General features: G+C 46.9%; 17 protein-coding genes. 16 read left to right on the top strand and 1 reads right to left on the bottom strand.

Going from position 1 to position 18,204, the window contains the following annotated elements:
- The first annotated feature begins 78 nt into the window (after positions 1–78).
- From EBB_RS17215 to lhgD, 14 genes are all read left to right on the top strand, one after another.
- Positions 79–375 (top strand): hypothetical protein, encoded by a 297-nt coding sequence (locus tag EBB_RS17215; RefSeq protein WP_192394925.1) that lies wholly within the window; start codon positions 79–81, stop codon positions 373–375.
- Between the two features lie 160 nt (positions 376–535).
- Positions 536–784, top strand: coding sequence for a hypothetical protein (locus EBB_RS25985; RefSeq protein WP_225587481.1), 249 nt, complete (start codon positions 536–538; stop codon positions 782–784).
- 364 nt (positions 785–1,148) lie between these two features.
- On the top strand, positions 1,149–2,495 hold the full coding sequence (locus tag EBB_RS17205; protein ID WP_225587194.1) for an IS5 family transposase: 1,347 nt from the start codon (positions 1,149–1,151) through the stop codon (positions 2,493–2,495).
- Between the two features lie 314 nt (positions 2,496–2,809).
- Positions 2,810–3,535 (top strand): glycosyltransferase family 2 protein, encoded by a 726-nt coding sequence (locus EBB_RS17200; protein ID WP_192394924.1) that lies wholly within the window; start codon positions 2,810–2,812, stop codon positions 3,533–3,535.
- A 468-nt stretch (positions 3,536–4,003) separates the two neighbouring features.
- Complete coding sequence (locus tag EBB_RS17195; protein WP_192394923.1) at positions 4,004–4,465, top strand: SxtJ family membrane protein; 462 nt, start codon at positions 4,004–4,006, stop codon at positions 4,463–4,465.
- Positions 4,466–4,478: 13 nt separating this feature from the next.
- On the top strand, positions 4,479–4,631 hold the full coding sequence (locus EBB_RS25980) for a DUF5989 family protein (RefSeq protein ID WP_223146842.1): 153 nt from the start codon (positions 4,479–4,481) through the stop codon (positions 4,629–4,631).
- A 17-nt stretch (positions 4,632–4,648) separates the two neighbouring features.
- A complete protein-coding gene (locus EBB_RS17190; protein WP_192395064.1) occupies positions 4,649–6,481 on the top strand; it encodes a carbamoyltransferase family protein in 1,833 nt (610 codons plus the stop codon).
- Between the two features lie 320 nt (positions 6,482–6,801).
- Positions 6,802–7,689 (top strand): SGNH/GDSL hydrolase family protein, encoded by an 888-nt coding sequence (locus EBB_RS17185; RefSeq protein ID WP_192394922.1) that lies wholly within the window; start codon positions 6,802–6,804, stop codon positions 7,687–7,689.
- A gap of 12 nt (positions 7,690–7,701) precedes the next feature.
- Complete coding sequence (locus tag EBB_RS17180) at positions 7,702–9,099, top strand: MBOAT family O-acyltransferase (protein WP_192394921.1); 1,398 nt, start codon at positions 7,702–7,704, stop codon at positions 9,097–9,099.
- 167 nt (positions 9,100–9,266) lie between these two features.
- Positions 9,267–10,391 carry a hypothetical protein gene (locus EBB_RS17175; RefSeq protein ID WP_192394920.1) on the top strand — a complete coding sequence of 375 codons (1,125 nt, stop codon included), beginning with the start codon at positions 9,267–9,269 and terminating at the stop codon, positions 10,389–10,391.
- 6 nt (positions 10,392–10,397) lie between these two features.
- Positions 10,398–12,761, top strand: coding sequence for a hypothetical protein (locus tag EBB_RS17170; protein WP_192394919.1), 2,364 nt, complete (start codon positions 10,398–10,400; stop codon positions 12,759–12,761).
- A gap of 451 nt (positions 12,762–13,212) precedes the next feature.
- Positions 13,213–14,094 carry a glycosyltransferase family 2 protein gene (locus EBB_RS17165; protein ID WP_192394918.1) on the top strand — a complete coding sequence of 294 codons (882 nt, stop codon included), beginning with the start codon at positions 13,213–13,215 and terminating at the stop codon, positions 14,092–14,094.
- A 15-nt stretch (positions 14,095–14,109) separates the two neighbouring features.
- Entirely contained in the window at positions 14,110–14,691 is a 582-nt protein-coding gene (locus EBB_RS17160) for a D-glycero-alpha-D-manno-heptose-1,7-bisphosphate 7-phosphatase (RefSeq protein ID WP_192394917.1), read from the top strand.
- Complete coding sequence (gene lhgD, locus EBB_RS17155) at positions 14,675–15,871, top strand: L-2-hydroxyglutarate dehydrogenase (RefSeq protein ID WP_192394916.1); 1,197 nt, start codon at positions 14,675–14,677, stop codon at positions 15,869–15,871. Before EBB_RS17160 ends, lhgD begins: the two co-directional genes overlap by 17 nt.
- Before the next feature lie 61 nt (positions 15,872–15,932).
- Here lhgD and EBB_RS17150 read toward each other — a convergent pair whose 3' ends face one another.
- Entirely contained in the window at positions 15,933–16,496 is a 564-nt protein-coding gene (locus EBB_RS17150) for a methylated-DNA--[protein]-cysteine S-methyltransferase (protein WP_192394915.1), read from the bottom strand.
- A 77-nt stretch (positions 16,497–16,573) separates the two neighbouring features.
- Between EBB_RS17150 and EBB_RS17145 the strand changes: the two genes are divergently transcribed.
- Together EBB_RS17145 and EBB_RS17140 are read left to right on the top strand one after the other, a co-directional pair.
- The gene (locus EBB_RS17145; RefSeq protein ID WP_192394914.1) at positions 16,574–17,296 is read left to right on the top strand and encodes a DUF445 domain-containing protein; all 723 of its coding nucleotides are present in this window, start codon (positions 16,574–16,576) and stop codon (positions 17,294–17,296) included.
- A gap of 11 nt (positions 17,297–17,307) precedes the next feature.
- Positions 17,308–18,081: an alpha/beta fold hydrolase gene (locus tag EBB_RS17140; protein ID WP_192394913.1), complete on the top strand. Its 774-nt coding sequence runs from the start codon at positions 17,308–17,310 to the stop codon at positions 18,079–18,081.
- Positions 18,082–18,204: the final 123 nt, after the last annotated feature.

The raw sequence follows: 18,204 nt of genomic DNA, 5'->3' as shown, positions 1-18,204 counted from the left end.
GCTCATATGGTAATGAATTGAGTATGAATTCATTTAACCCGCTAGTTTTAGGCGCTCCGCGTAGCGGTTTTGCCTTGCTTGCTAGTTCATTTCTTGCCGCTACTTGATTGCTATGCCTGCCAGCGCCAAAGAGTGTTGAATATCCTGCTAAGAAGCGGGATTGTCGATCATGTTTCCCTAAGGATATTGGAGTGTTTAGAACGCCACGACATCACAAGCAATTTACTGTTTAATCCCAATTTTCGTTACTTGGTAGGCGGTTCCGAGTGGATGCCTCGGGAGCGTCCCGACACATCCTGTTTCAGAAAGTACATCGGCGTCAGAGGCAAAGGCGATTTTACCCTGATAACGCCAACACCTGGTGCGATTGGCTGAGCAACATGGGATTCTGCTAAGGCAGAATTATTTATGCCCTTTGGGTACAATCGCAAAGCCCCGTATTTGCTCATGATGGCGAATCGTTATAGTCATGCTAAGCAAATGAAGCGTAAACGCAAGATGCTCAAACAATTGAAAACCCTGGTGGGCGGGCCGGATGTATCGAGATATTGAGCGTCAATTGGACAATCAATCCGACGCCTTCAGAGGGGCGTTCAAAGAGACGCTGGCGAAAACCCAACGAATTTTGAATCAGCAACCGCAGGATAAAAACAAACTCTACCGTTTTCACGCCCCGGAAGTGGAATGCATTGCCAAGGGCAAAGTCCACAGGAAATATAAATTCGGCGTTAAAGTGACAGTCACGATTTACAAAGCACGACAAAAAGCGAGGAGTGGATACTAGGCGACTCAAGCGCGCTCTCAATCGCCGCAATGCCATCGAACCGATCATCGGTCACCTGAAGAATGACGGATTTTTAGGACGAAACTACCTAGAAGGCGAACTGGGTGATGCAATGCACGCACATTCTGTGCGGTGCTGGTCACAACATCCGCATTATCATCCGAGCAATTTTTATTGTTCGCATGAGGGTTGTCGTCCCTGAAAAATTTTGGCTTTTTCAGGGAGGCCTATTTAGTCGCCCCTGAAAAGCCACAAATTCACGGCTAAAGCATTGAAACACAATAAATAATTGAAGAAAAAGACGGGCAATAATTGCAAGAAATTAGTAAAATAGATATTAATTTCTTGCAAATTTTTATCGAAAATGAAGCCAAAATCCCAAGAAAGTAGCGGCCAAATCGATCTATTCAACACACCACTGGCCGACCTGTTGAATCCGAAGCATGAGCTTTACCAACTGGCAAATTTGATCGATTGGAAAGTACTGGATGATGCGTTCGGTGAATTTTTTACCGAGAACCAAGGCGCTCCGGCGTTGCCAACGCGTCTTATTGCCGGGCTTCATTACCTCAAACATGCGTTTGCACGCTCGGACGAAGCGGTCGTGGCACAGTGGCTTGAAAATCCCTATTGGCAATATTTTTGTGGCGAAGAGTATTTCCAACACCAGATACCTTGCCACCCCACGTCACTGACCTATTGGCGAAAACGGATCGGAGAAGAAGGTTGCGAGTGGATGTTATCGGTGACGATCCAGGCTGGCGTAGCCAGCAAGACCGTGAAGAAACAGGATTTTGAATCGGTGACGGTTGATAGCACGGTGCAAGAGAAAGCCATCACGTATCCGACCGATGGAAAATTGTATGAACGCTGTCGCCAGCACATGGTACGTCTGGCTGAGCAGCATGAGATTACACTACGGCAGAACTACAACCGCAAAGCCCCCTATTTGCTGATGATGGCGAACCGGTACAGTCATGCCAAGCAAATGAAGCGCAAACGCAAAATGCTCAAACAGCTCAAAACTTTGGTGGGTCGGGTTTACCGAGATATCGAGCGCCAATTGACGGATCAATCCGATGCAGTCAAATTGGCTTTTAAAGAGACGCTAGAGAAAACCCAACGGATTTTGAACCAACAACCCCAGGATAAAAACAAGCTGTACAGTTTCCACGCCACGGAAGTCGAATGCATTTCCAAAGGCAAAGTCCACAAGAAGTATGAATTCGGCGTCAAAGTGGGCATCACCGTCACCAACAAAAGTAATTTTGTGCTCGGCGCCCGCAGCTTTTCCGGTAATCCCTACGATGGACACACCCTGGAATCGTGTCTGGAACAGGCGGAGATTCTAAGCGGTACACGCGCAAAAGAAGCTTTTGTGGATTTAGGATACCGTGGTGTCGAGGTCCCGAACGTGACCATTTACAAAGCCCGGCAAAAGAGAGGAATAAACACCCGGCGACTCAAACGCGCCCTCAAACGCCGCAATGCCATCGAACCCGTCATCGGGCACCTCAAAAACGACGGATTGCTGGGCCGCAATTACCTGAAAGGCGAACTGGGCGATGCCATGCATGCCATCTTATGCGGTGCTGGCCACAATATCCGTATGATCCTCAGGCAGTTGAGGATTTTTTTGCCTCATTTTTGGAGACCGCCATGTCGGATTTTGGCGCGGCCATTGAGCGCGCCGTTTTTATTGTCGGCCTGAATGCTGGTGTTCGGAAAATATCGGCTTTTTCAGGGACGACTATTTAATTTGTAACATTGAATTCACTGCATATTAATCAATGACTTACGCATCGATTTTTCTTGATAAACTGCATTAATCAGAGGTTCCCTAGAGTGGTTATTAATATTCCGGTTAGTTATTACTGGGCTTTTATGATGTAAGTCGATATTATATTGAGTTATAGATTTAAAAATAATTTGACGGCGTGTTGTTGCTGGGTTTTTATTAAAGGCTACGAAAAGAACAGAGTGGCAAGCTGCATTTATAATGCGGCTTTTTATTTGAAGAATAAAATGGATAATTCAAAATTAAAATTTATAACAACGCTTTTTATTCCTGTAAAAAATGAAATAGATGCATTGAAAGTTATAATGCCGCGGATAGACAAAAGTTGGTGCGACGAGATATTGATTCTTGATGGTAGTTCTGATGATGGCTCAAAAGAATACCTTGTTTCTAAAGGATATAATGTGGTTCACCAAAAATCAAAAGGAGTTAAAGCAGCTTTTTGGGAAGCGTTTGAATTGGCTAAAGGTGATATCATTATTCCGTTTTCGCCGGACGGTAACTCCATTCCGGAAGATATTCCAAGGCTAATTGAAAAAATAAACGCTGGTTATGATATAGTTGTAGCATCGAGATACAAAGGTGATGCAATTTCAGAAGATGATGATTTCGTATCGGGAATTGCCAATAAGTTTTTTACCAGTCTTATTAACATACTTTTCTCAACAAAATACACAGATGGGCTCGTGATGTACAAAGCATTTAAAAAGTCTCATTTATACATATTGGAAATAGATAAATTCAAGAGTGAGTTTTCGGAAATAATGTTATTAACCCGTGGCGCTAGGTACGGTTTGAAGATAACGGAAATTTCTTCTTCTGAGCCCCCTAGAATAGGCGTGCAAGGAAGTCGCGCCCATCCTGGGGTGCTAGGAAAATATAAGAGCGCTCTTGTTTTATTAAAATCCATATTGCGAGATGCATTGTTTTATCGTCCTGGTCTGAATAGATAACAAAATATACCGTAAAGAATAGGTCGTATTATTCTAAGGAGCCTCGGATTAATTCAGTTTTTCAAGAAAAAACAATATGCAAGTCATTGATTTAATTGACGCAGAAATTCATGTTAACGAATTAATCAGAGGTTCCCCTAATGCAACAGGCTAACGAGTAAAATTCATCCGGTTTTGCATTGGCTGCTCTTTAGTTCATCCATGATTTGAGTGTCGTACTCAATTTTCTTGTTTCTGGCGTACTTTTTGTATTGCCTATCAGGGTAATCAAATAATAAACAGGAAAAAGTTTGGCGATCATCGCTTCGGTTGTCGTCATGACCGCGGGATTGGGGGGTTGATCAGTGTCGATTCGCGGCATTTGGGTAAGGCGTCGAGCAATGGGATAGCGTTGTTCGCCAGTTCTATCGACCCTTTTTGCCAATGTGTAAACGCCGTATCGGCCAGTGCCGCTAGTAGTTAAAATCTATGAAAAAATCCACTTATAAACGATCAGGCTACGTGCTTGAAAACTCGCGCCAAGAAGAGAATGCAGAAAAACCAACTGAACGCGGATTTGGAATAACTTTTGCTGCCATATTTTGCATTATAGGTTTTGTGAGGTTATATCAATCCCATGACTTGCGTGATCATTGGTGGATGATATGGTTATTCTTTGCTGTAGTTTTGCTTATCCTTGCATATTTTTGGGTGGCGCCACTGCGACCTCTTAATAATCTTTGGCATCGTCTGGGCCTCGTTTTATCTTATTTAACCAATCCTGTCATAATGGGAGCCGTTTTCTTATTGACTATTCTGCCAGTTGGGCTATTAATGCGCCTCCTCAAAAGAGATTTACTCAAGCTGAGATTTGATCGCAAAGCTCCAACATATTGGCAAAATCGCCCGCTTATTGTGGTTAAACAACAAAATATGAACAATCAATTCTAATGTGGAATTAGTAATGCTGAATATCTTGCGAGAACTTTGGGTTTTCCTCTCCATGCGAAAGAAATATTGGCTATTGCCGATCATATTCGTGCTAGTCTTGGTCGGCGGTCTGGTTGTTTTAAGCCAAGGCTCCGCGATCGCGCCATTTATCTACGCCATATTTTGAAGTTTGCCGACGCAACCGTGAACATATTAGGTATCTCGGCGTTTTATCACGATAGCGCTGCCTGTGTGATTGTAGACGGCCAGATAATCGCCGCGGCGCAAGAAGAGCGATTTACGCGCAAAAAACATGATGCCGCTTTTCCTAAAAATGCGATTGAATATTGCCTGAACGCGGCCGGTAAAAATCTGGATCAAATTGAGTATGTTGTATTTTACGACAAGCCTTTTTTAAAATTCGAACGACTTCTTGAAACCTATATTGCTTTTGCTCCACGTGGTTTTCAATCATTTTTAACGGCAATGCCGATTTGGCTGAAAGAAAAGCTGTTTCAAAAACTGTTGCTGCGGGATGAGTTGAAAAAGCTGGGTGCGGATTCGAATATAGAAAGTCGTTTGCTATTCGCCGAACATCACCAAAGCCACGCCGCCTCCGCTTTTTTTGCCTCACCATACGAGGAAGCCGTTGTATTAACAATGGATGGCGTCGGCGAATGGACAACGACTTCAGTAGCAATCGGATACGGCAACCGTTTGGAGGCGGTGAAGGAAATTCATTTCCCTCATTCGATTGGCCTTTTATATTCGGCATTTACCTATTATCTTGGCTTTAAAGTCAACTCTGGCGAATACAAGGTAATGGGACTGGCGCCCTACGGAGAAGCAAAATATGTCGACGTTATCCTAAGTAAACTCCTTGATCTAAAAGCTGACGGGAGTTTTCGGCTGGATATGCAATATTTTGATTATTGCACCGGCCTTAAGATGACCAACAAAAAATTCGACAAGCTTTTTGGCGATTCGCCACGAAATCCCGAGCAGCCTTTGACCCAGAAGCACATGGATATTGCCGCATCTATTCAATGGGTTACCGAAGAAATAGTGCTTCGGTTGACGCGTGCTCTGTTCAATGAAACTGGCAGAAAAAATCTTTGCCTCGCCGGTGGTGTGGCACTTAATTGCGTGGCTAACGGCAGAATCTTGCGAGATGGTAAATTCGAAAACATTTGGATTCAACCGGCCGCTGGCGACGCCGGAGGTGCGGTTGGTGCCGCTTTGGCCGCTTATTACACGCATTGTGACAAACCCCGCCGGACAAATGGAAAAGATGCAATGTCCGGCTCTTACCTTGGGCCGAGTTACAATAATAGTGAGATTGAACAACAGCTCTCCAGCGCCGGCGCACGCTTCGAAAGGCTAAGCGACGCCGATTTGATTACGGCCACCGTAGATGCTTTGGTAGCGGGAAAAGCCGCTGGATGGTTTCAGGGGCGCATGGAATTTGGCCCTCGAGCGCTCGGGGCTCGCTCCATTCTTGGCGATCCGCGTAATCCGGCGATGCAGAAAACATTAAACCTAAAAGTAAAGTATCGCGAAAGCTTTCGTCCTTTTGCGCCGGCGGTATTACGAGAAGATATGGTTGATTGGTTTGATCTTGATTGTGATAGCCCATATATGCTTTTCGTTGCAAATGTAGCCGAAAATAAGCGCAGAAAAATAACGGAACAGGAGTCAGCGCAATTTGGAATCGATAAGCTTAAAGTACAACGCTCCGAAATACCGGCCGTGACCCATGTCGACTATTCCGCAAGAATACAATCCGTGGATAGAGAAACCAATCCGAGGTTTCATGAACTCCTATCCTCTTTCAAAGCACGGACCGGTTGCCCTGTTCTCGTTAACACCAGTTTTAATGTTCGTGGAGAACCTATTGTTTGCAGTCCCGAAGATGCTTTTCGTTGTTTCATGGGCTCGGAGATCGAATTGCTGGTTATTGAGAACTACATTCTGTACAAAGAAAAACAGGATGCCCGCCTTAAAATAAATGACAGCCCTGCCTTCGAACTGGATTAATTGCGCCGCTCGATAGTGGTCAATTTAAAGGCGGCCGGCGAATTACGGTAAAAGTAGCAGGTTATGGCATTAATTCTATCAATAGTAAAGGTACTTAAACTACAAGCTTCGGCGGAACACAGTCTATATATAACTGCATGCGGGACGCCAAGTACAACGAAGATTTTTGAAATTGGGATGCCCGGATTTATATTCAAATTCTCTCAATAGTTTTTATGCGGCAAACCAATAAAAAATTTCACTCAATTGCTTTAGTCTGTATTTCGTTGGCAATCTCACTCGGTCTCGCAGAAGGCCTCTTGCGCCTAAAAAATAGTTCGATGACCAACTACGATATCGAGATGTGGCGCTATGGAAAAGAGCTAAAAATCCGCCGTTCCGAGCCTATGCTTGATTTCGATCACGTTAAGTCGAAATCGGCGATATTGCAGAATGTCGAAATCCGCCTCAACGAGCATGGGTTGCGCGGCGGCCCGCTTTCCGCTTTGCCTTCCGGCGGCCGGAGAATCCTCTTTCTCGGCGCCTCCATTACATTTGGTTGGGGAGTTTCTGAACAGGACACCCTTGAAGCCAGACTTGAGAAGGCGTTAAGCGCTATCGACAAACAGCCCGTACAGGTGCTTAACGCCGGAGTTGGCAACTACAACACAGAGCGCTACGTTTCCCGTTTTTTTGATGAGCTTACCGACCTGCATCCGACCGATATCGTCGTGCATTATTGTCTGCGCGACGCTGAAGACCTGCCTGCTGGCGGAGATAATTTGCTGTTACGTCACAGTCAACTGGCGGTGATCTTATGGGGCGTTTATCACCGGTTCTTCGATAAGAACGGAGAACAATCAATGGTGCAGTACTACCGTGACGTCTATCAGCCAGAGGCGTCTGGCATGCTCAAAATGAAAGAAAAGCTCAAACAACTTTCGGAGTATGCCAAAGCGAACAATATCCGTATATATCTGGCCATGACGCCTATCACATATAACTTAGTTGACTACAAATTCGGGTTTGTCCATGACATCATGAAGCAAGTATCGGCTGAGTATGGATATACTTATTGCGATCAACTGTCCAAAATGAAGAGTGTGCCTCCGAAAGACATCTGGGCGATGCCGACCGATCCGCACCCCAACGCACTCGGCCACCGATTAATGGCCGAGGCGATCCTGCCAATGCTTTCCCAATCAGGCAACGCCGCCGTCAATAAGTAAACAGGGCAGGGAATGTTATTTAGTTCGCCGATATTTTTTGTATTTTTTTCCGTTTACTTCCTGCTCCACTTCGTCACTCCCAAGCAATTTAGAATTTACCTGATCATTCTTGGCAGCACGATTTTTTATGGATGGTGGCGAATCGAATACGTATGGCTGCCTTACTTATTGTCGGCGATCGCCTACCTCGGCGTGATATGGATGAATGGATCGGTCAATCCGGTCGCACGCAAACGCCGGGCGGTTGCGACCGTCATCGGTTTATTTTTGCCGCTCGTTTTCTACAAGTACACGGATTTTTTCTTTAGGGAACTGATCGGACCGCTCGTTGGTATGCACGACAATTTGCTCAATCTGCCATTGCCGCTTGGTTTGTCTTTCGTCACGTTTACCCTCACGGCCTATGTCATCGATATCTACAAAGGTAAGTTTCCGGCGACATCCTCCGCATCGACCGTGCTCGCTTATGTCTTGTTCTTTCCGCATCTGATTGCCGGGCCGATTCTTCGTCCCGACGAACTGCTGCCGCAACTCGAACGGAAACGCATTGCGACACTACGCCGGTTTTCCGTGCCGCTTGCGATTTTTTCGCTCGGTTTGGTCAAAAAGCTGGTTTTTGCGGATCAGGTCGGTTTTGCGGTTAATGATGTTTATAACCAAAATGGAACGCTTGGGGCTCTGGACGCGCTGTTGGCGATTTACGGATTCTCGGTTCAAATTTATTGCGACTTCAGCGGATATACCGACATGGCGATTGGACTTGCGCTCGCAATCGGAATCCGTTTACCTAATAACTTCCGTCGGCCTTACGCCGCGCGTTCACTCAGCGACTTATGGGGCCGATGGCATATTACCCTGTCATTTTGGTTTCGTGACTATCTTTTCCAACCGCTCGGCGGCTACCGGCACGGACGGTTCACGGCCATCCGTAATATATTGATCACTATGCTGTTAAGCGGTTTATGGCATGGTGCGAATTGGACCTTTTTGATTTGGGGCTTGTTGCACGGTATCGGTATATCGGTTAATTATTTGCTGCGGCCCGTCTTACGCGGTTTGCCATCCGGCAAAATGCCCGATTGGATTGGAGTGTTGCTGACATTTCATTTTTTCGCTTTTGCAGCGGTCTTTTTTCGTAGCCCGACTATTGCAAAAGCGCTAGACATATGGGCTGCGCCCTTTATCGGCGGTTGGGGCGGGATTGCTTCATTCGCCCACAATAATATTTTTCCGTTGTTGTTGATCTTAGTATTCTTTGCGTTACATCGGTTTGACGACATCCGGAAGGTCAAATTTACGGCCCATTATTTGCGACCGGAACTCCTATGGACTGCGCTGGCTTTCTGTTGGCTTATGGCGATTACAGTAAGCCAAGGAAGCACGGCTGCTTTTATCTATTTCGATTTCTGACGAATTGCACGAAACAAGGCTTCACCGCCGCCTACGACCCAAAACGGGTATTAAGCACAGAGACTGGAAACACCGGATTAACCGATAAGGTTGAGGACGTTGCTTATAGGCATGATTGGACTCAAACCCTTTAAGAACAATAACAAACCTTACTAGAGGAAGTGTTGGTGGCTGTGAAATTCGACAAAATATCTAATTTGATAATTGTCCTTGTGACTCTTATAGTTACGACCTATTTAATAGAAATATGTAGCCAGCTGATTATAAAAAAACTGCCGGTATATGAGTCCAGGTGGGTTTTCCGGGCAAAAAAACCACCGGCATATTCTGATTCGCCTTACTTTAGCGCGGAATTCATTCATGAATCCTCTAACGGAGAAAAAGCAAAATTTGATGATAAAGTCCGTAGATTAGTAAATTTTGAAGGTAAGTATATCAATGTGATTGACGGGCACCGCCGGACTGCGTTTATCCCGGACGACGCGACAAATACTGTGTACATTTATGGCGCGTCCACAATATATTCGCAGGAAGTGCCGGACGAATACACTATCCCAAGTATTGTGCAGCGCAAGATCAACGAACTTACTACTAAATATAAGGTCGTCAATTACGGTGCTTCATCAATGAACACCAAGCAGCAACTTCTTTTCTTGCACGAAACAACGCTAAAAGAAGGTGATATCGTAATATTTTTCGATGGTGGCTGCGATATTATATATAACGTATACAACGATTATGAATATGGTCTCAATATAAATACTCTACGGAATTCAGAAAAACCGGGTGTCCTTGAGTCACGAATATTGCCGGTTTTAGAGAAATTAAAATTAATACACTTTGCCGAACTGCTCAAATATATCAAACAGAAGTCGCCTCCTCTAAATACGCGTAATGCCGAAGAGGTAAACGCAAGGGCGATTAAGGCAAGCGAGAATTTTGCCAATAATATTTGGTTAGCGCATCAATACAGCAAAACGTCGGGAGCTGATTTTTATCATTTTCTTCAACCGTCCATCTTTTCTCTTAAATCTCGCACTAAACACGAGCAATTTCTTATTGATAACTTCTTGTTGACCCCACCAGGAATGGAGTTTGTATATACGCACAGCATCGACAAGTTTGCTAACCAGAGTGATGCATTGAATGCCAATGGAATTATATCGGTAGATTTGAGAAGTATTCTTGATAGTAGACAAAGTGAGGTGTTTCTGGATTTCGCCCATACGACTGAACGCGCAAATGAAATTATTGCGGCCGCTATTTTTTCAACGGTCAGGTGGAAGCGGTAGTAATTCGTGACTGAAAGCACTCCGAAAAATCTTGTAGGCAACTACTTGCCTTCTGACCTAGTCATCATTCTGAGTCTGCATGCCTGCCTATTTTGGGCTGTTGCAGCAGCCAATCTGCCATTGGCTCATGACACGATGATTAACTTCCAGATGTTTGGTACAGTCTATCGCGAATTTTTACTCTCGGATGAGTTTCCTCTTTGGTTACCATATACCAGTCAGGGCGTCACAGCGGATTTTGCCTATGCATTCACGTTCACGCCGGCCTTTTATGCGGCAGCTTTTTTGGGAAAACTCTTTACCGTCACTGACACTCTATTACTGTTTCGGTTCGGACTTTATCTCGAAGAAACTCTGCTGATCTATGGCCTGTACCAACTGTCCTCACTTTTCCATAGGCGCCGCATCACCCCTATCATCATTGGCATCACTGGCGTGCTGTCGGTTTCTTGGGGGACGCAGATTCATTGGAACTTCCACCTGATTTATCTGTATCCATTGATGTTGTATCACACCGCGCGGTATCTGCGTGGTGAAGGCTTGGAACACTTAGCATTTGCGCTGATTGTGATGACCCTGGGCGGTCTTTTTTATACGCAGATATTCATTGCGGCCACGCTGGGCGCATTCGTCTGTATCTGGCTGCTTCTATTCCGGCCTCAAATACCGTCACTTCTACGCTTCGCGCTTCCCAGTCCAGGAGGGCAGGTAATCGTCTGCGTAGCGCTGGTCATCGCTTTTACGAACGTTCAATTTGCCCGGCATGTAATCGACGGCATGCAAAGCTTCACTTCCCTGCGGCAGGCCAACGGGTCTGTCGGGCTAGATATCTTCTTGACTTATGGGGGATATGTATCACCCGTGAAATTTATGGAGTTCATCTATGCTGCGCCGGTTCGATTTGCTTTTATTGCCTACTGCGGTCTGTTCACCGTACTGTTCTTGATATTTGCACTGGTACACGCAAGAACAAAGGTCTTTGGGGTGTTCATGCTTTTAGCAGGGTTGGTACTGCTATTTTCTCTAGGCTCCTCGGGGGAAGTGGCGGAAATTGCCTATAGGTTTTTTCCGGCGATGGATAAGTTCCGCCACATCGGATTTGTCACGCCGGTCGCGAAGATTCTGCTTATCGTTGCTTCGGGATTTGGTATTGATCATTATCTGGAAAGCATCTCCATACGCAACCGCAACACGTTAACCCTTACAGCGCTCACTGTTGTATTGGGTACCGCTTTTGTAATGATCGATGCTACGCACGGATGGCGGTATGCTTATGCGACCGATTCCAATCTGGATATACCTTTCGCCTTTCACTACTTGCAGTGGGCTATCCTTCTTCTGTTTGTCCTGGTGGCATTTGGGCTTGGGACTGAGCTCATTGCACGCGATATACTGGGCCCCTGTCTTCTGGTTTGCGTTTTGCTGGAAATGATGAGTTATAAGTTCATGCTGGAGTGGCGCGCTCCGGCCATGACGCCAAATTGGTTTAGGCACTGGCAGTCTCTTCGTCACGCCTACGATGTGCGTCCCTTGCTTTATAGCCCGATACGCCGAAGAGAAATTGAGCAGGACATCATTCACCGGTTATCCCTGATGGAGGTATGGGGGGCTCGCAACAGCTTGGGATATGGAAGCTTGTCGCTCGACCTGTGTTTTCCTGTTCACCGCGTGGACATGATAAGTACGCCATTTGATTCTCTTATCCGGACACGTCTTGCCGTAACGGACGGGCAGTCTCCGCAGGAATATTTCACACTTGGAAGCGTAGTAAACGATACTGCGCTAATGGCCGCAATTGGCTGTGAAACGCCAAAACTTTATTTAGCCCGTAAACCGGTTCTCACAGATAACGACGCCCAGGCGAGACATATCGTGAATACTGCGGCGACTCTGTACGAAACGCCAGTCGTCCAGATTAGTGATCCAAGGCGGTACGACGCGATGCCAACTTCACCATCTGCCATTTCTGCGGACGTAATTGCAATTCGCCGTTTCAGTAGCAACCAACTGATAGCCAGTATTGAGATACCCGCAGGTTCAAACAGATTCCTGATTTATTTGGACAGCCTGCATCCAGGCTGGCAAGCTCAGATCGATGGTCATGCCGCGCCAATTCTTCCGGCCAATATTGCCTTTAAGGCCTTAGAATTGACTCCTGGGTACCATGAGGTGACATTCCGTTTTACCGGAGGCTCCCGATGGACCGCCACGACGATCTGGATCAATTACATTTTGACTATTGTCCTACTCTTGACGACTGTAGGCGTCTACGGGAGGTATATGTTGTCAAGGATATCCTCGCTTTTCTTGCTGCCCAATTCAGGCTGTAGCCAAAATCCCGAGGGTACTTCGAAAGTGCCTTCGCAATAAGAGTATCGAAATTGTCTAAACTGATTACAATCCAACAGGTTGCGTTCCAACAACGGCTTCGCAAAGGCAGGTGGATTTTTTTACAATCTCTCGGTTTTTGATTTGTCCATATTTGATGTTGGGGATCAATCTGGTTGCTTTTATTGGGTATTGGCTATAGAAAGTGCGATCTGTTTTCAAGTCTGGCCGTATACAGGATTCAGTTACAATTCCAAATTCCAACTCGTGTTGTCAAACTAAGGCTGTTATGATTCAGTTTATTTTGCCGAAAGGCAAAGTCTTTTGGTGCAAATATTGTTGCGCGCTAAAGCTACCTTAGTTTATGGAAAAACGGAATATCCAATCTCTAATTGGAAAGTGAGGAATATCTGATCGTCAACTTTAAATTTTGTTTAATGGCATATTCAAGCTCGGCTGGATTTCTTGAAAAATTAGATGGTATCGAGGCGTTATGAAAAATGCGTTGATTTCCCTACTATTACCTAGCCGCGGCCGCTTGCAACGCGCGAACGACTTTTTACAAAGCGTTCTCGAGAATAGCGAGTATCCGGAATATGTGGAAGTTATTGTTTACCTGGACGAGGATGATTTTGCTAGCCACTCGATGGAATGCCCCGGGTTAACGATTAAACGTATTATAGGACCTAGGGCAACCATGGGCGCATACAATACCGCGTGTTATGAAATGGCTCGTGGAGATATTATCGTTCTTGCCAACGACGATATGATTATTCGTACCTGTGGTTGGGATAGCATAATACGCCAATTACATGACAGTATTCCGGATCGTATCTATCTGGCCTATGGAAACGATTTATTTAAGAAAGGAAATCTTTGCACATTCCCTATTCTTTCCCGAAAAACTTGCGAGATTTTACAAGAGCCTTTTCCAATGGTATATAAAGGCGCCTTCATCGATTATCACCTTATGGATATTTTTAAGCGTTTGGAGAAACTGGGCCTTAAACGTATTCGCTATTTACCTGAACTTATATTCGAGCATATGCATTATCGGGCAGGAAAGGCGCCTATGGATGATACCTACCGGCAGCGAGGAAGATTTGCAGATGATGGTGATTTCTTGTCGTTAATCACCATGCGGGCAAATAGTGCTAGAGCATTATCTGAAGTGAATCAGAAGGAAACAGTGCCGGCCACTTTGGATGATTGTGTTCCGAGTTCAGTGCCTCATGGAATGGTGGGTGTCGCTCGCTATATCACACGTTTTATTTTTTTAGATAAAGGTTTGCCGTTGCGTTGGCGCTTATCTTTATGGATATGGTTTTTGGGCCGGCAACTGGCCGCTCACGGTTTGCTGAAACCGTTTGTTTGATGGGTTAGCCGTTCTATGACGAAAACTTACGCTAAACCCGCATTATTCCTAGATCGCGACGGGGTCATCAATGTCGAAAAAAATTATGTCCACCGTATCGAAGATTTCGAATTCGTTGACGGCATTTTCGACCTATGCCGCCTGGCAACCAGGTTGGGCTTGGTGCTGGTGGTGGTGACCAATCAGGCCGGTATCGGACGGGGCTTTTATACGGAAGCGCAATTTCATGAGCTTACGGCGTGGATGAGCGAGCGCTTCGCGGCCGAAGGTGCACCTCTGGCAGCGGTGTATTTTTGTCCGTTTCATCCAGAGCACGGCGTGGGCGAATACAAGTGCGAATCTTTCGAGCGCAAACCCAATCCAGGGATGATGTTGCGGGCTCGCGACGAACTCGGCTTGGATCTGGCGCGATCCCTGCTTTTGGGCGATAAGGAATCCGATATCGCCGCCGCAAAAGCCGCGGGGGTGGGCGTGACGCTATTGCTCGGTGAGGATGCCGATAGTGCGCGGCCGACTGTGGTGATATGTTCGCTTGCCGATGCTTGCGCCGTTCTCGAGCGGCATTTTTTGCTGGAGCTACATGACGACGTTTTTTGATTTTTGTATTGTAGGCGGCGGTATCGTCGGTTTCGCAACTGCACTGACGCTGCAAGAACGCCATCCAGACGCTCGCATTGCGTTGTTGGAAAAAGAGGGGATGCCCGGCCGACATCAGACCGGGCACAACAGCGGCGTCATACACGCAGGTATTTACTATGAGCCGGGGAGCCTGAAGGCGCGTCTGTGTAGGGAGGGTTTGGTGGCGACCAAGGTTTTTTGCCGCTCGAATGGGATTCCCTACGACGAATGCGGCAAGCTGATCGTAGCGACTGATGACGTGGAACACGAACGGATCAATACACTTTACGACCGCGCGGTTGCTAACGGGTTGCAATTGGAACGCCTCGACGGAGCTCAGCTTGCACGCAGTGAGCCAAATATTCGTGGGGTTGCTGCCTTGTATAGCCGGGAAACAGCGATTGTCGATTACGGCTTGGTGTGCCGTAAAATGGCCGAGCAAGTGGTGCAAGGCGGTGCTCTGGTGCGTTACGGTTTACAGGTGGATCACATTGAGGAGAGTGCTCATTACGTTGAAGTCGGGGGCGGCGGTGAGCTCTTTCGCGCAGGCCAATTGATCGTCTGCGGCGGTTTGCAAGCCGACCGCTTGGCCCGTTTGGCAGGCTTGGATGTTGATTTTCGTATCGTGCCCTTCCGCGGCGAATATTTTCAATTGCCGCAAGCCAAAAACGCGGTCGTCAACCACCTCATTTATCCGGCGCCCGACCCGGCGCTGCCGTTCCTGGGCATCCACTTGACCCGTATGATAGATGGGAGCGTGACTGTGGGGCCGAACGCGGTGATTGGTTTCGCCCGAGAAGGCTATCCCAAGTTATCGTTTTCCCGGCGAGATTGCGCAGATTTTTTAAGATTTCCCGGGTTCTGGAAATTGATTTATCGCTACCGCCACCACGCGCTGCAAGAGTTGGTGACATCGTTGAGCAAACGGGCTTACCTTCGGAAATGCCGCAAATATTGCCCGTCGTTAAGCGTTGAAGATTTATTGCCGTTCCGGGCGGGTATCCGTGCTCAGGTTGTTACCGATGAAGGCCAGGCCGTCCACGATTTTCTGTTTAAGCAGACCGAGCGCATGCTGCACGTCTGCAATGCGCCTTCACCGGCCGCGACTTCAGCACTTCCCATCGGCAGAATGATTGCGGAACGTTGCCAAGCCATTTAGTGGGCCTTGAATAAATGGGTTTTCATCGGCGTGGGCCGCGAATTTCCGGATTATGGTTTTATCATCCGATTTCGATTATTTGCTTTTTGTAAAGCAACTCCCTGCGCAATAACGCTGCTTTGCGTTCCAAGCCCCAGCGATAGCCGGATAATTTCCCGTCAATCCTTAATACCCGGTGGCATGGTATTGCTATGGCCACAGGATTGGCGGCGCAAGCGCTTGCCACCGCACGCGCCGAATTCGGCGAACCTATACGCCGGGCAATCTCGCTGTAACTAGCGGTGGCGCCGACAGGGATTTCCCCTAATGCCTGCCAAACGCGCTGTTGGAACGGCGTTCCGCCTGTATCCAATGTCAGCTCCAGTCCTTGCTCCGGTATGTCGATAAATTTTCGCAATGCGGCGAAAATGCGTTCGAATTCGGGGGAGCCGTCTATAAATTCCGCTTCAGGATATTTATCCTGGAAGGCTGTGGTTAAATTGTCCGGAGCATCGCCCAAGGCGATTGCGCAAACGCCGGTTGGTTTAACAGCCACTAGCAGCCAGCCCAACGGACACATTCCGGTTGCAAATCGAATTTGGCTATCGGGTTCACCGTTATGATTCGGAGAAATAGTAATGTTCATATTTAGTCCCAATTTATGCTGGCCTACGGCAACAGTGTTTGGCAAAATTTGCTGTTCGTATGTTACTTAACAAAATAATGAAAAAATTACTAAATCAAAGCTTTTTAACCAACTTTATCTCCCTGCTGATTATCGCTGCGGGCTATGTCAGCCCGTTTTATCCGGAAACACTGAAAGCGATCGGTTTTTTTGCATTTTCCGGAGCAATTACTAACTGGTTGGCTATCCATATGCTGTTCGAAAAGGTGCCGTTTTTATATGGTTCGGGGATTATCCCTGCGCGTTTCGAAGAGTTTAAGGCATCGATCAAGGCCTTGATGATGCAGCAATTTTTCACGGTGGAAAATATCGAACAGTTCATCGAAACAGAGGAACAGCAGGGCGGAAAGGTGTTGAATTTGCAGTCTTTGTTAAGCGCTGTCGATTACGACAAGGTTTACGAAGGCTTGGTATCTTCCATTATGGCTTCTTCGTTCGGTGGCATGTTGTTGATGATGGGCGGCGAAGAGGCGTTATTGCCGCTAAAACAACCCTTTACCGAAAAAATGCAGCACACCTTATCGGAAATGGTGGAGTCCGAACGGTTTAAGCACGCTTTGCAGCAAGGATTGAATGCGCACAAGATTGGTGAGGATTTGACCGGCAAAATCGAAATGGTGATCGACAGACGTTTGAGCGAATTAACGCCGCAATTGGTCAAGGAAATGGTGCAATCCATCATCAAGCAACATTTGGGTTGGCTGGTGGTATGGGGTGGCGTGTTCGGCGGGGTGTTGGGCGCAATCTTCGGCTTAGCTTGAGAGCAGTGACGATGACGACCATCGAGCTGGCTTACGATAGTTTCGGCGAACCCGGCGACACTCCATTACTGATTGTGCATGGTTTTCTGGCTGCGTCGCGTAACTGGCGTTCGGTGGCCAAACGCCTGGCCGAGCAGCGGCATGTTTATGTGTTGGATATGCGCAATCACGGCAGCTCGCCGCATGCCGATGTGCTGGATTATCCCAGTATGGCCGCCGATTTGTTGGCTTTTATGGATAGCCACGAGATTCCCTGTGCTCATTTACTCGGGCACAGCATGGGGGGCAAGGCAGTGATGTGGTTTGCCTTGCATTATCCGCAGCGGGTCGCTGGTTTAATCGTTGCGGACATCGCCCCGGTAAGTTATCAGCATAGCTTTGACGATCTTGTAGACGCTCTCAGCCGTTTGCCGGTGGATAGCATCGGCAACCGAAAGCAAGCGGAAGAGGCGCTAGCCGAGGCGGTTCCGGATTTAGCTTACCGACAGTTTTTGTTGCAAAACCTGCTGCTGAAAGACGGAAATTACTACTGGCGGATCAATCTGGATATTATTCAAAAAAATGCCCATCACATCGTCGGTTTTCCGGATGTCGGCGACAGCCGGTTCGTCAGGCCGGTTTTGTTTATTGGCGGCGGCAATTCAAAATACTTGGATGAAGAAGCGATTTATGCAGTGTTTCCGCAAGCCAATATCGCGAAAATTCCAGATACCGGCCATTGGTTATATGTTGAGGAACCGGACGCGTTTTGTCGCCTAGTGCATGATTGGTTACTGGCCGCTTAGCGCATATATGGACTCCTCCCCAATTGCCAGCCAAGATTCCCAAAAATAATGTTTCCAACAGAGATCGAGATTGCAGCCATATATTCGGTCTCTTGATGAAGGTGCTTGATTGACCTTCGGACC

It is taken from the genome of Methylomonas fluvii, from assembly GCF_014850975.1.
Lineage (GTDB): Bacteria > Pseudomonadota > Gammaproteobacteria > Methylococcales > Methylomonadaceae > Methylomonas > Methylomonas fluvii.
This window is presented reverse-complemented; position numbering and strand designations above follow the sequence as displayed.